At 39.1% G+C, this 13,472-nt stretch carries 13 protein-coding genes; 3 read left to right on the forward strand and 10 right to left on the reverse strand.

Annotated features, from left to right (window positions below; translation table 11 throughout):
• Nucleotides 1-113: 113 nt before the first annotated feature.
• Together AC1M9K_RS12285 and AC1M9K_RS12290 are read left to right on the forward strand one after the other, a co-directional pair.
• Nucleotides 114-2,153: a M3 family metallopeptidase gene (locus AC1M9K_RS12285; RefSeq protein WP_481589427.1), complete on the forward strand. Its 2,040-nt coding sequence runs from the start codon at nucleotides 114-116 to the stop codon at nucleotides 2,151-2,153.
• Between the two features lie 40 nt (nucleotides 2,154-2,193).
• Nucleotides 2,194-2,403 carry a YheV family putative zinc ribbon protein gene (locus AC1M9K_RS12290; RefSeq protein WP_171076743.1) on the forward strand — a complete coding sequence of 70 codons (210 nt, stop codon included), beginning with the start codon at nucleotides 2,194-2,196 and terminating at the stop codon, nucleotides 2,401-2,403.
• 94 nt (nucleotides 2,404-2,497) lie between these two features.
• Here the strand turns inward: AC1M9K_RS12290 and AC1M9K_RS12295 are convergent, their stop codons facing one another.
• The 5 genes from AC1M9K_RS12295 to AC1M9K_RS12315 form a co-directional block, all read right to left on the reverse strand.
• Complete coding sequence (locus AC1M9K_RS12295) at nucleotides 2,498-4,717, reverse strand: TRAP transporter large permease subunit (RefSeq protein ID WP_092768070.1); 2,220 nt, start codon at nucleotides 4,715-4,717, stop codon at nucleotides 2,498-2,500.
• A 338-nt stretch (nucleotides 4,718-5,055) separates the two neighbouring features.
• Entirely contained in the window at nucleotides 5,056-5,643 is a 588-nt protein-coding gene (gene rrtA, locus AC1M9K_RS12300) for a rhombosortase (protein WP_481589428.1), read from the reverse strand.
• 84 nt (nucleotides 5,644-5,727) lie between these two features.
• Complete coding sequence (locus AC1M9K_RS12305) at nucleotides 5,728-6,771, reverse strand: hypothetical protein (protein ID WP_035265182.1); 1,044 nt, start codon at nucleotides 6,769-6,771, stop codon at nucleotides 5,728-5,730.
• 537 nt (nucleotides 6,772-7,308) lie between these two features.
• Nucleotides 7,309-7,623: a hypothetical protein gene (locus AC1M9K_RS12310; protein ID WP_481589429.1), complete on the reverse strand. Its 315-nt coding sequence runs from the start codon at nucleotides 7,621-7,623 to the stop codon at nucleotides 7,309-7,311.
• Between the two features lie 61 nt (nucleotides 7,624-7,684).
• A complete protein-coding gene (locus AC1M9K_RS12315) occupies nucleotides 7,685-7,945 on the reverse strand; it encodes an FAD assembly factor SdhE (RefSeq protein WP_179999273.1) in 261 nt (86 codons plus the stop codon).
• Nucleotides 7,946-8,124: 179 nt separating this feature from the next.
• Here AC1M9K_RS12315 and AC1M9K_RS12320 point away from each other — a divergent pair, with 179 nt between their 5' ends.
• Nucleotides 8,125-9,297 carry an acyl-CoA dehydrogenase family protein gene (locus AC1M9K_RS12320; RefSeq protein WP_481589430.1) on the forward strand — a complete coding sequence of 391 codons (1,173 nt, stop codon included), beginning with the start codon at nucleotides 8,125-8,127 and terminating at the stop codon, nucleotides 9,295-9,297.
• A 48-nt stretch (nucleotides 9,298-9,345) separates the two neighbouring features.
• On the opposite strand, the gene AC1M9K_RS12325 is transcribed toward AC1M9K_RS12320, so the two are convergent.
• The 5 genes from AC1M9K_RS12325 to rpsK all read right to left on the reverse strand — a co-directional run bounded on the left by AC1M9K_RS12325 (nucleotide 9,346) and on the right by rpsK (nucleotide 13,459).
• Nucleotides 9,346-10,836, reverse strand: a complete 1,491-nt coding sequence (locus AC1M9K_RS12325; RefSeq protein WP_481589431.1) for a flavin-containing monooxygenase — start codon at nucleotides 10,834-10,836, stop codon at nucleotides 9,346-9,348.
• Between the two features lie 188 nt (nucleotides 10,837-11,024).
• Complete coding sequence (rplQ, locus tag AC1M9K_RS12330) at nucleotides 11,025-11,390, reverse strand: 50S ribosomal protein L17 (protein ID WP_034587447.1); 366 nt, start codon at nucleotides 11,388-11,390, stop codon at nucleotides 11,025-11,027.
• Nucleotides 11,391-11,408: 18 nt separating this feature from the next.
• A complete protein-coding gene (locus AC1M9K_RS12335; protein WP_035265161.1) occupies nucleotides 11,409-12,416 on the reverse strand; it encodes a DNA-directed RNA polymerase subunit alpha in 1,008 nt (335 codons plus the stop codon).
• Between the two features lie 17 nt (nucleotides 12,417-12,433).
• Entirely contained in the window at nucleotides 12,434-13,060 is a 627-nt protein-coding gene (rpsD, locus tag AC1M9K_RS12340; RefSeq protein ID WP_035265160.1) for a 30S ribosomal protein S4, read from the reverse strand.
• 12 nt (nucleotides 13,061-13,072) lie between these two features.
• Nucleotides 13,073-13,459: a 30S ribosomal protein S11 gene (gene rpsK, locus AC1M9K_RS12345; protein ID WP_001040166.1), complete on the reverse strand. Its 387-nt coding sequence runs from the start codon at nucleotides 13,457-13,459 to the stop codon at nucleotides 13,073-13,075.
• Between the last annotated feature and the right edge of the window lie 13 nt (nucleotides 13,460-13,472).

Genomic DNA, 13,472 nt, shown 5'->3' on the forward strand with positions numbered 1-13,472 from the left:
AAGTGCACCGATTCTTTGTTTAGCACTTAAGTAAATAATTGAATGTATCACTTGATTTAAAGTCCATAAACCCCTACATCTAAATGAAGTAAATGAATCAATTAGGTCCTTGAATGACTTTAGAAAAGGCAACTTTGCCTGTACCCGATTTTTCTCAAATTACACTTGATCAACTTAAATCACAGATTGAACAAGCGATTCAAAATGGTCAAAACTTTATAAACCAACTCGAGAAAGTACCAGACACGGTACAATTACAATTAAATGTGCTCGATCAAATCGATGAATTAGAAAACCAAATGAGCGAATCTTGGGGTATTTTGTCTCACTTAAATGCTGTGATGAACAATCCTGAAACCCGCGAAATTTATCAGTCTCTTTTACCTAGCTTAAGCGAATACTATACACAATTAGGGCAACATACCGCGCTCTATCAAACCTACCAACATGTGCATGATGCTCCTGTTTTTTCGGATTTACCAGAAGCTCAACAGAGTGCGATTAAACTTGCTCTTAGAGACTTTAAACTTTCAGGCGTTGCACTAGAAGGTGATGCCAAAAAACGCTATGCAGAAATATCAGCTCGTTTATCGCAACTTTCTTCAGATTTTTCCAACCACGTTCTTGATGCCACACAATCATATTTCAAACCATTAACTGAAGATGAACTTGCTGGTTTACCTGCGAGCAGTATCGAACTGCTAAAGCAATACGGTCAACAACGTGAACTCGATCAAGCCGTGGCGACATTGGATTTCCCTTCTTATCTTGCGATCATGACTTACGCAGATAATCGAGAGCTTCGCGAAGCCTTATATAAAGCTTATACCACGCGTGCGTCGGATCAGTCAGATCACCCTGAATATGACAATACTGCGGTGATGGAAGAAATTCTCAAATTGCGCCAAGAAATGGCTCAACTTTTAGGTTTTGATCATTATGCAGCATATTCACTGGCAAGTAAGATGGCTCCAAGTGTTGAAGCTGTAGATCAATTCCTGATTGAGTTGGCAGAACATGCTCGTAAACCTGCCCTACAAGAAATTGAGGCATTAAAAGCAATTGCTCAATCTCATGGTGTAGATGAACTACAGCCTTGGGACACGACGTATTTCTCGGAAAAACTCAAAGTTCAACAGTTTAACCTTTCTCAGGAAGCACTTAAGCCATACTTCCCTACCCCTGTCGTCGTTCAAGGTTTATTTAAAATTGTGGAGCGATTATATGGTATTCAAGTCATTGAACGTGAAGCACCTGTATGGCATCCAGATGCACGATATTATGAGCTTGAAGATCAAGGCAGTGTCGTAGGCGGATTCTATTTTGACTTATACGCTAGAAGTGGGAAACGTGGTGGAGCATGGATGAGCGGATTCCGCTCACGTATGCAAACCAATAATGGTATGCAAAAACCGATCTGTTACATGGTCGGTAATTTTACACCACCGATTGGTCAACAACCTGCGCTTTTGACACATGATGAAGTCGTTACTCTTTTCCATGAGTTTGGACATGGTCTGCATCATATGCTCACAGAGGTAGATCATATCTCTGTTGCAGGCACACATGGTGTCGCTTGGGATGCCGTCGAGCTGCCAAGTCAGTTTATGGAATTCTGGACTTGGGATAATGAAAGTTTGGCTTTAATCAGCCAACACATTGAGACCAAAACACCTTTACCTGAAGAACTCCTTAAGTCGCTTTTAGATGCGAGATTTTTCCAATCAGGCATGCAAACCCTTCGTCAACTTGAGTTTGCCATGTTTGATTTGAATATACATAAACAATCACCTGCTTTAGATGCAATAGGTATTCAACACACTCTAAACGAAATTCGTGAACAATATGCTGTTCTCCCTACAGCACCATACAACCGATTCCAAAATAGTTTTAGCCATATTTTCGCAGGGGGTTATGCCGCAGGCTACTACTCTTACAAATGGGCTGAAGTTTTAGCAAGTGATGCATTCGATCGCTTTGAACAAGAAGGGATCTTCAACCAAGAGACTGGACTTGCTTTCCGCAAGGCAGTGCTGGCTGTGGGCGGTAAAGATACAGCGCTTGATGCCTTTGTTAAATTTAGAGGTCGTGAGCCTAAAATTGATGCATTATTACGCCATCAAGGTTGGACGAATGACACTAAAACTGCTTAAACTACGCTACTAATTTTTGAAGGTGAGTGTCATTATGTCGATCAAACGTCGTTTCATTGCAGGTGCAAAATGTCCGAAATGTGAAGCTATGGATCGTATTGTCATGCTCACTTCAGGTGATTCAGAATGGATCGAATGTATTGAATGTAACTATTCTGAAAATCGTCCGACACATATTGACGAACCTCAAATGCCTGAGGTTGCAGACGAAATTGGTGTTATTCAATTTAAGCCGCGCCCAAGAAATTAAGATGTTTTAAAAATCAACAAAGCCAGCTCGATGGAGCTGGCTTTATTGTAAATTCATTAAAAAATAAGCACCCGAAGGTGCTTATTTTATTTAATTATTGATACCAACCGAATAACTTAAAGATATAAGGCACATAGGCGATAATCAACATTGCTGGAATCATCACAATCAGAGGTAGAATCCAACGTTCGTATTTATAGTAGAACGTTTTATCTTTCACTTCTGCATCGGCCGCAGCCACCTCTTCATCACCAATCGACTGCCTTGCGAGCAAGTGATTGAGTGCAACTGGAGGTGATACATAACCCAATTCGAAACCAATTAAAGCAATCATCCAGAAGTGAACAGGATCAATACCATAAGCGTAGGCGACAGGCGCAACTGTTGCTGAGATCAGAATCACAGCACCAAATGGGTCCATAATCATCCCGACGAATACCATGAGACATACGATCAAGGTAATCACGATATAGATATTTTCAATATCCGTTGGGAAGTGTTCCATCAACTCGATACGCTCTAAGTATCCACCAACACTGACAGACAATGCCATCAAGATCACAAGTGCCCCGATATGCCCGACTGTTTCACTTGCAGATACATGTATTGACTTCCAGAAACTCACTTTACGCGCAGGATTGTCTGGACTATCTTGGGCTGCAATTTCAGATGCTGACACTCGTGCCTTAGCTGCTTCTTGTTCAACCGAAGTATGGCTTAATGTCGTATCCCAATGTCCAACTGGAGCTAGCGGTGCTGGTTCATGACGTAATTTTTCATAAAGCACCATGACAAGTAAGATGATTGGCATCATGACTGGTGCAGTGAACTCATTCAAATTGGTATTTAATGCATACTTGTAGAATGACCACACAATCAGGAACACGATCACATAAGGAACCACTGCCACTAATGCCTTAGCTGAATTCGGGAATGCAACTGATGGCGCTGCAATACGGAATTTTTGCTCAGCAAAGAACAGTGAAATTAGTAGGAACAGTGTCGAAGTGATGAGGAAAACACCAATACCATATTGGTATAATAAGTCAGTTGTTACTTCTTTGTTCAGTGATGCAACAACAACAATCAATAGACATGGACGGAGTACCACACCAAGCGAACCCGACATCGCTGCTGTAGCCAAAGCGAATTGACGGCGTCCGCCCGCATTCCAAACTTCTTTATAAATGATCGCACCTGCAGCGATTACAAAAATACCTGATGCACCTGTATAGGCTGTAGGTAATGCAGCAGCAAGTAAGATTAACCAGGTAAGCGTTTCAGGCGCTAAATTCCATGGACGTAAAATATTTAGGAATTTATCAACAATTAATGTCTGCTTTAACAGCATACCTGCCCAAATGAACAGTGATAAATTAAGGAAAATGGTAGAGAACTCAACCAGCTGCCCTAAATAAATCCCTTGACCCATTGGATAGTCCATCACAAAGGTAAAGTTAAATCCTGTTGTGATCGCCATATAGGCATAAAGTGGGACTGACAATAATGCCATGCCAATCGTACCACCTGGCTTCGCATTTTCTGGTACACGGAACAATTGGTACAAACTAATTAATGTCAGTGTACTGAACAAGATTATCCATAACCAATAGATGATTGTCATCTCACTGGTTGGCGGAACACCAGAGTTCAATACAGATCTATACTGACTGATCGCTGAACTGGTTAAGAAACTGTTCGCAAGTATCATTGCGACAGCGTAAACCCTATAATCTAAAACAGAACTTGGACCGCGTAGACCAATGTGGTGGATTTTAAGTGTTGCAGTGATCGCTGCAAGTACCACCATGATAATCAATAGAACTGCCTTATTTTCCGTACCAAATTGGAAAATACCAAAGAAAGTTGTTTCCATGGTTCGGTAAGTTCGTATTGAAGGATTATCTTCTAAATACTGAATTGACTTATCGTAGAAGGCATATTTTTCTTCACATAACTGTTGACCAGCCAACACAGAGGCACGAACATCTTCTTCAGATGTTGTGCCAAAAATATCTGCAAATTCATCTTTTGCATTGGCTTGCATTTGGTTTTGAACCAGAAGGTCAATATTTGGATTTCGATCACAGACTGGCTTTTCAGGTTCGGCACGCAAGAATGAATACTGCATACCAATTTTTTCGTCACCGTATAGACTTTCACCTATACGTAACATCTGCCCGTGAATCATTTCTCCTGTCCCGATGATGAGCGTCAGTAACAGTAGAAGCAAAATCGTAAACGCAGATATCCACTCAGTCCATATATAACTAAGTAGACCTAACCCAGATCTCTTTTTAGAAGGCTCTTGCATTGTTATTCCATTATTTAATACTGCTATACATTGCCTGTACAGCTCATCTTTTCTAATTCGGGCTTAGGCAAAATCCTTTACCTAATTTCCTTACCACTTTTATCACATGAATCTGACTGATTTTTTTTTAAAAAAGAATGACTGACTTTTCCATTTTTTTTTAATTTATGCCAATTTTCATCAATACACCTCTTAAGAGCGAGATGAAAACCAACTAAATCAGTAGGCTATACCATACTGTATTTCTTTTTTAAACAAATATGACCTTAAAAAAATAAATGCAAAAGATTTGAATCTGATCACACATTAAAATAAGTGATAATTAAGTATCAGAGTAATTAAGAGATGTGTGTGTCCTTCACGGAGATGTGCTGATAAATTAAAAAGAGCATGCTGAGTAATGCCCCCCATATTGCACCTGTTAAATGTGCTTCAACCAATACTGGGCTACCAATCATTTGCGCAGTATCGAGAGAACCAAAGATATTTTCCCACAAAATTTTGCCCGTGATTAAAGCTAATACAAGCAGCGAGAATTTACGTTCTTTTTCAAATTTAAAAAAATAAACTGCCAAAGCCATATACATACCATGTAGTACCCCTGATAGACCTGCATAAGCTTCAAGGTGAGGATAAACATAAAAAAAACTTAAACTAATTAATGGCGGGAGTGCGATTAACAAGTACAACATATACCTAATTTTGACATATGGGAAGATGAATGGCAGACAGGCTAAACCCACCATATTCAATGCATAGTGTATCCAGCCCACATGTACATAGTGGGCTGTCCATACTCGCCAAATTTCTTCATCCAATACAGGACGCCAATAGAAAAAATACTCCTGAAAAATCTGCAAACTAGCAGCAATACTGATACAGCATGCAATAAACAGTATTTTTCGAATCAGGATAGTATCTTTCATCTTTCGTATTCCTAAAAGAAAAAGAGCTTTAAGCTCTTTTTCTTGAATAACTCCATTTTTAATTTTGAACAAAATTAAAAAATCTTATTCGCCTAATGTGTTCTCGAAAAGATCATCGGCTTCATTGGTCGCTTGATCATCCCAGAAGCTCGACATTCCATCTGCTTCAGTTCGAACACCTGTATTCTCCGTCCAATAACGGTCTGAGATCGCTTGAATCATTTGTCCTGCCATATTATCCAATAACTTAAACTCTGGATTTACAGGAACTTCTTCTGCACGTGAAGCAGCATAAGAACGTAATGCATCACGTATTTTTGCATCGTCACCACTGGCTTGTGCTGCAACAGCATACAAGGCATGCGATAAGCGTACTCCTTTTTGCTCACCAATTTGCATAGATTGTTTAAGCGTTTGGTATGGATCTGGTTTGCCTGCATCAGCTCCAGGTAATAATGTCCAAATCACTGCTCGAGTAGCATTCGGTACACCCCAAAACTTGTTGTTATCAAGGCAGACCATGCCACGTTCAACAATTGCTGCGATATCTTTAGGAACATGCACTTGACCACCAGAAGCAATATCATTGGTCATTGCTTGTAAGCCACTTAACATCCCTAACAGATATACTGTTTGGTCAAGATTACGACGCATAGTTGGACATGAGTCACCTAAATTATATTTATATTTAGACTGCCAACGTTCCGCAAACAATTGATAACCCGTATATTGACGTTCGGCAGCAACAGCAGCCCAGCGCTTTTGTTCAATACGCGCATCTTGTGCTTCTGTCACTTGACCTGCTTTTGATGCTCTTAGGTATCTTAATTCTGCATCTAAGGCACGATTTTCTGCGCACATCCCTGAAGCTGAATATAAAAGAACTGCCATACGGGTCGGATCAGCACCCATATCTTTAGTCGCCATAATCACAGGAGTCAAAGCTGTGCCCTGATTACACACCATATCCACATCACCCATTGAGAGTACTGGTGGTAAGATGTGTTTTTCACTAAAAGCAAGTGATGCATTCGCACCAGTTTTGATTACGTATGAACATCCAGATAAAGTTGTAGCTGCTACAACCGCAATTGCCGTGAAAAGACCTTGAGTCTTTAATTTAGACATACTTCCTGTCCTCAATTTTATAATTTTGTCATCCTTGCGATTTAAAATATCAGATGCAATCGCTGAATAAAAGTGCAGCAATGCACTTCATTAACAATTAGTCTGTCATTGATCTGAATTGAAATAATTGACTTATTTTTTGAATTGTTAAAATTTTGGGCAAAAAAAAGTAGCATAGCGACGGTTCGGCACATGCTACTTATTAAACGGTAAACTCAAGAGAGTTTATTTTGTTCGTTGTTGTGGTGTTCAATTCGTTCCTTCAGCACAGTTCCTAGTCTTCCAATTATAATTGCCATAACAGCAGCAACCACTAGAAACAACCACATATGAATTTCGCTCATTTTGAAATTCCTCTTTAGCTGTTGGTATATTTAATGTACTTTAGAAATTAAGATTTCATCGTGTTTTTGTCTAACAATTTGATTTTCTTTCATTTTCGTCAAACAATTCATTTTTTATACATATTATATTTTTTTAAATAATTGTTTTTTATCATGTTTTAAATTTAAAAATAAAAGACTTATTGTCTAACAATTAGCCAAAATTTGCATGGGTAATCAAGCTTTTCCATTGTTTTTCATCTATTTGATCTCTCCAAATCACCAAAGAGTCGAATTTATTTTCGTTAAAACTGAGTACCACCAAGTAATGAAAATGATAAACTCGATTCAGTTTTGCTTGGTATATTTTTGGATTTGAAGTCATTTGAATCGACCATAAATCTTTGTCTATTTTTTGTAATTCTTTTAATTGTGGTTTTTTTCTAAAATTCCACCAGATAAGCAGTATAAATATAATACTACCCAAAGCATAAATGAGCTCAATACTGATTAATAAAGTAATACTCATGATGAAAATAAAGAAAACATGAAACACAGCTGAATAAAAGCTGTGTTTCAGTGAATAGCGCTCATGGATTATGGACATAATCTTTTAATTTTTGAATAAAATGGCGCAATTCAGGTCGAGGTGGTTCAGAAACCTCCATAAACCAATCCAATAAATCAGGATCTTCTTGCTCAACCAATTCAGCAAACATTGCTTTCTCTTCAGGTTCAGCTTGCAAATAGTATTGCTTTACATAAGGATCAAAATACACGTCAATTTCTTTTAAACCACGACGTGCTCGATAGATAACTTTACGCTCTTCAAGCGTTAATTCATCGTACATTTTTATCCCCTAATCTGTGTTCATTACATTTTAACTGAAGCCATGAGCTTTGTGTTTTAAAAATATCAATTGACCAAATTCATCAGTAATTTTTGCGTTTTGAGCATTCAACACATTGCACCAATGTTCAGGCTCTCTTATGTTGTGGCTATTCTAATAACACTTATGGAAATATAAATATGCAATCAGGCGCAATTCGACCAATTCCTAATATGTTGCCTCGAAAATTATTCAATGCAGAGCATGAAGCGTTTCGTGATACTGTCCGAAAATTCTATGAAAAAGAAGTCGTTCCAAATATTGCTAAATATGAAGAACAACAACATGTAGATCGTGACTTATGGAATAAAGCGGGTGAAATGGGTCTATTGTGTACCACAATGCCTGAAGAATATGGTGGATATGGTGTAGATCGACTCTACAGTATGATCCTCATTGAAGAACAAGCTTATGCAATGGATTCATCAACTGGTTTTTCATTGCATTCGGATATTGTTGCGAACTACCTGAATAATTTTGCCAACGAAGAGCAGAAAAAAAAATGGCTCCCTAAAATGGCTTCTGGCGAAGTTGTCACTGCCATTGCGATGACGGAGCCTGGTACAGGTTCAGACTTACAAGCTGTACGGACTTCTGCAGTTTTAGATGGCGATGAATATGTCATCAATGGTTCTAAAATTTTTATTACCAATGGTTATCTATGTGACATGGCGATTGTTGTGTGTAAAACAGGTAATAGTGATAAAGGTTCAGCCAACTTATCGCTTATCATTGTCGAAGCTGATCGAGCAGGATTCACCAAAGGTAAACCACTCAATAAAATTGGTATGAAAGGACAAGATACTTGTGAATTGTTCTTTGATAATGTTCGTGTTCCAAAGGAAAATTTAATTGGTATGGAAGGCATGGGCTTCATCATGCTTATGAAAGAACTCGCATGGGAACGTATGCTTGTTGCGATTATCTGCCAAGCAGGTGCAGAAGCTGCCTTTGCGCACACAGTACAATATACAAAAGATCGTAAAGCATTTGGCAAGCCAATTGGTGCATTTCAAAATACACGTTTTAAGCTAGCAGAACTTCGAACTGAAATAGACTTCTGTCGTTCTTATTTAGATCATTGTATGGAATTACAACTTGAGGGTACTTTAGGTGTAGATGCTGCCGCAGCTGCAAAATATAAAATTTCTGATATGTTCTCTAAAGTCGTTGATGAGTGCTTACAGTTACATGGTGGCTATGGCTTCATGCTTGAATACCCTATTGCACGCGCATATATCGATAACCGTGCAAATCGTATTTATGCCGGCACCAATGAAATCATGAAAGAACTCATATCACGTTCTTTATAAATAGAAAAAGGAAGCTTTCGCTTCCTTTTTTATTTTAATAGCTATTCATTAAGACACTAATTTAGGCTTTTTTACAGACTGTGCAGGAGCCTTCGCAAATTTTAAAATACCATCGTTAAAAGTCGCATTTTTCAGATCTTTACGATCAGCTAAATAGTTATGCGTTGCCATCCAAGGTGCCTTAGTACCTTGTTTTGGAAGTTGATCAGCCGCACGCGCAATATAACCTGATGACATTTCACCCATAACTGTTTCATCGAGCATTGCAGAATGGTCAGTTGGTGCGACAACTTCATCATAACCGTTCTGATCCATATATTTGAATAAACGGCAAATATAATCAGCAACGACATCTACTTTTAAGGTCCATGACGCGTTCACATAACCAATAACCATCGCCATATTTGGTACATCACTTACCATCACACCATTATAAAGCATATGTTCGCTAGTCTTGATCGGCTGACCATCAACAGTCGCTTTGATACCGCCCATAATTTGAATTTCTAGACCAGTTGCAGAAACAATGATATCTGCATCTAAGTGTTTACCAGATTTCAATTGAATACCATTTTCAGTGAATGATTCAATATGATCTGTTTCAACACTTGCTTTACCACTACGTAAAATTTTGAATAAATCACCGTCTGGCACTACACATAAACGTTGATCCCAAGGATTGTAACTTGGCGTAAAGTGTTTCATATCCACTTTACCTTTCAACTGCATTTCAATTGATTTAAGAAGTAACTTGCGAACCAATTGAGGTTGTTTTTTTGACAAAGCAAAAATTGCACGTTGCATTCCGATATTACGAGCACGCGTGAACTTATATGCCATGTCCTCTGTCATAAATTTACGTGTTTTGTCATAAACAAAATCAATCGAAGGAATTGAAGCAATATAAGTTGGTGAACGTTGTAACATTGTTACATGCCCAGCCCCACCTTTTGCCATTGCTGGTACTAAAGTGATTGCAGTTGCTCCACTACCAATGATAACTACTTTCTTGCCGGTATAATCTAAATTTTCAGGCCAAAATTGTGGATGAATCAATTGACCTTTAAATTTATCTTGATTTGGAAAATCAGGTTGGAAACCTTGATCATAGTTATAATAGCCTGTGCAGCCTAAGACAAAATTAGCTTGCCAAGTTTGTTTCTTTTGATTTTGATCTTCGATTTCTACAATCCATTTTTTGATTGAAGTATCGTAATTCGCAGAAAGTACACGATGCTCAAAATGAATTTTTTCTTTAATATTGTACTCACTAACAACTTCACCCAAGTAACCTTTAATCGAAGCGCCATCTGCAAGCACATCCGCTTTACGCCATGGCTTAAAATTGTAGCCAAAAGTAGACATATCTGAGTCGGAGCGAATACCTGGGTATTTAAACAAATCCCACGTTCCACCGAAACTTTTACGACGTTCGAGTATTTCAAATTTACGGTTCGGATTATTTTTAATTAAATGTGCTGCAATTCCAATTCCAGAGATACCAGCACCAACAATAAGAATATCGACTTGCTTATCCATTTCTTTTATTAACCTTTTTATAAGAACATTTTTATTAAAACATATTTTTGACAATACACAATGTCAAGTTTGACTAAAAGTTGCAAAAAACATGTCAATTCAGGTCAAGTAATGCCAATTGTTAGACAAAAAAAGGCCGGTTTATTCAACCGACCTTTTTTGAACAACTTGCGATGTTCTACACGAAATTATTTAACTTCGCGATCTACTAGCTCAACGTAAGCCATCGGTGCAGCATCACCTGCACGGAAGCCCGCTTTAAGAACACGCAGATAACCGCCGTTACGTTCTTTGTAACGAGGGCCAAGAACGGTAAATAATTTACCAACAGTTGCTGCTGAACGAGTACGAGCAAACGCTAAACGACGGTTTGCTACTGTATCGACTTTAGCTAAAGTGATTAAAGGCTCAGCTACACGACGTAACTCTTTTGCTTTAGGCACAGTTGTTTTGATCAACTCGTGTTCAAACAAAGAATTAGCCATGTTTTGGAACATCGCTTTACGATGACTGCTTGTACGGCCTAATTTCACACCACTATTACGATGACGCATGGTGATAGTCCTACTTAATTAACGACTACGATAGGCAAAACGATCGTCCATACGTAAACTAGCTGGTGGCCAGTTTTCTAAACGCATGCCGAGTTGTAAGCCTTTTGAAGCCAGAACATCTTTGATCTCAGTCAACGATTTTTTACCTAAGTTAGGAGTTTTTAACAACTCAACTTCAGTACGTTGAACAAGATCACCAATGTAGTAAATATTTTCTGCTTTCAAACAGTTAGCAGAACGAACAGTAAGCTCTAGATCATCTACTGGACGAAGCAAGATTGGGTCAACTTCTTCACGAGGTTCTTGAGCAACTGGAGCTTGATCTTTCTGAAGATCAACAAAGATTGCAATTTGTTGTTGCAAGATTGTTGCCGCTTTACGGATCGCTTCTTCAGGATCAACAGTCCCGTTTGTTTCAAGATCAATGACCAACTTGTCAAGGTCTGTACGTTGTTCTACACGAGCATTTTCAACTGTGTAAGAAACACGTTTAATCGGGCTATAAGACGCATCTAATTGTAAACGTCCCACTGGGCGAGTTTCACCTTCTGGGAAGCGAGAATCAGAAGTCTCATAACCACGACCTTGAACAACTTTCAAGCGCATTTTCAATGAGCCTGAAGCACTTAACGTGCCGATCAAATGTTCAGGGTTAACCACTTCAACATTGTGAGGTAAACGAAGATCAGCGGCAGTTACATCGCCAGGACCTTGTTTCTCTAATGTCAAATATGCTTCATTTTGATCGAACAGCTTAATAGACAATCCTTTAAGGTTCAGCAAGAGCTCGACGATGTCCTGCTGCAAGCCTTCTAAAGTACTGTACTCGTGCTCGACGCCTTCAATCTCAACTTCAACCACAGCAGCGCCAGGTAAAGATGATAAAAGAATGCGACGTAAAGCATTACCTAGAGTATGACCAAAGCCACGCTCTAAAGGTTCTAGAATCACTTTTGCCGAGGTCCCGCTTGCCGCTTCGACCTTGATCGCTTGCGGAGTTAGAAACTCGTTTGCAGTACGCGTCATTATTGCTACCTCAAGGATTATTTAGAATACAATTCAACAATCAAGCTTTCGTTGATTTCAGCAGGTAAATCAGAACGATCAGGTGCAGATTTGAATGTACCTTCTAATTTAGAATGGTCAACTTCCATCCAAGAAGGAGTTCCACGTTGAGCAGCCAATTCAATTGCGTTTTTAATACGTAATTGTTGTTTAGCGCCTTCGTGTACTGCAATCACGTCACCAGCTTTAACTTGGATTGACGCGATGTTAACACGACGACCATTTAAAGTGATTGAACGGTGAGATACAAGCTGACGAGCTTCTGCACGTGTAGAACCAAAGCCCATACGATAAACAACGTTATCTAAACGGCTTTCAAGCAATTTCAACAAGTTTTCACCTGTTGCGCCTTTAACACGAGCAGCTTCTTTATAGTAGTTACTAAATTGACGTTCTAAAACACCGTACATACGACGTACTTTTTGTTTTTCACGTAATTGTAGTGAGTACTCTGATTGTTTACCACCACGAGCTCCACCATGTTGGCCAGGAGCTTTAGCATGTTTTTTTGTCTTAACATCAAACGGTTTAACGCCTGATTTAAGTTGCAGGTCTGTCCCTTCGCGGCGAGAGAGTTTGCATTTTGGACCAATATAACGAGCCATGAATGTTTCTCCTTACACGCGACGTTTTTTAGGTGGACGGCAACCGTTGTGAGGAATTGGAGTCACATCGGTAATGCTATTAATTTTATAACCCACTGCACCTAAAGCACGAACCGCAGATTCACGACCTGGACCAGGACCTTTAACAAGGACATCCAAGTTTTTCAAACCGTAATCTAAAGCAGCTTTACCAGCAACTTCAGCAGCTACCTGAGCAGCAAACGGAGTTGATTTACGTGATCCACGGAAGCCTTGTCCACCTGAAGTGGCCCAAGCCAGTGCATTACCTTGACGATCGGTAATAGTCACAATGGTGTTATTAAAAGAAGCGTGAATGTGTGCAACACCTTCAGAGACGGTACGAGTGACCTTCTTGCGTGTGCGAGTATCTTTAGCCATCTTTTAGCTTCCA

The sequence above is a fragment of the Acinetobacter sp. 24-47-67 genome (genome assembly GCF_056779735.1).

Excerpts from the sequence above, each read along its gene's own strand:
- AC1M9K_RS12285 (WP_481589427.1), top strand. The coding sequence starts at position 114 with ATGACTTTAGAAAAGGCAACTTTGCCTGTACCCGATTTTTCTCAAATT.
- AC1M9K_RS12295 (WP_092768070.1), bottom strand. The coding sequence starts at position 4,717 with ATGCAAGAGCCTTCTAAAAAGAGATCTGGGTTAGGTCTACTTAGTTAT.
- rrtA (WP_481589428.1), bottom strand. The coding sequence starts at position 5,643 with ATGAAAGATACTATCCTGATTCGAAAAATACTGTTTATTGCATGCTGT.
- AC1M9K_RS12305 (WP_035265182.1), bottom strand. The coding sequence starts at position 6,771 with ATGTCTAAATTAAAGACTCAAGGTCTTTTCACGGCAATTGCGGTTGTA.
- AC1M9K_RS12310 (WP_481589429.1), bottom strand. The coding sequence starts at position 7,623 with ATGAGTATTACTTTATTAATCAGTATTGAGCTCATTTATGCTTTGGGT.
- AC1M9K_RS12315 (WP_179999273.1), bottom strand. The coding sequence starts at position 7,945 with ATGTACGATGAATTAACGCTTGAAGAGCGTAAAGTTATCTATCGAGCA.
- AC1M9K_RS12320 (WP_481589430.1), top strand. The coding sequence starts at position 8,125 with ATGCAATCAGGCGCAATTCGACCAATTCCTAATATGTTGCCTCGAAAA.
- AC1M9K_RS12325 (WP_481589431.1), bottom strand. The coding sequence starts at position 10,836 with ATGGATAAGCAAGTCGATATTCTTATTGTTGGTGCTGGTATCTCTGGA.
- rplQ (WP_034587447.1), bottom strand. The coding sequence starts at position 11,390 with ATGCGTCATCGTAATAGTGGTGTGAAATTAGGCCGTACAAGCAGTCAT.
- AC1M9K_RS12335 (WP_035265161.1), bottom strand. The coding sequence starts at position 12,416 with ATGACGCGTACTGCAAACGAGTTTCTAACTCCGCAAGCGATCAAGGTC.
- rpsD (WP_035265160.1), bottom strand. The coding sequence starts at position 13,060 with ATGGCTCGTTATATTGGTCCAAAATGCAAACTCTCTCGCCGCGAAGGG.
- rpsK (WP_001040166.1), bottom strand. The coding sequence starts at position 13,459 with ATGGCTAAAGATACTCGCACACGCAAGAAGGTCACTCGTACCGTCTCT.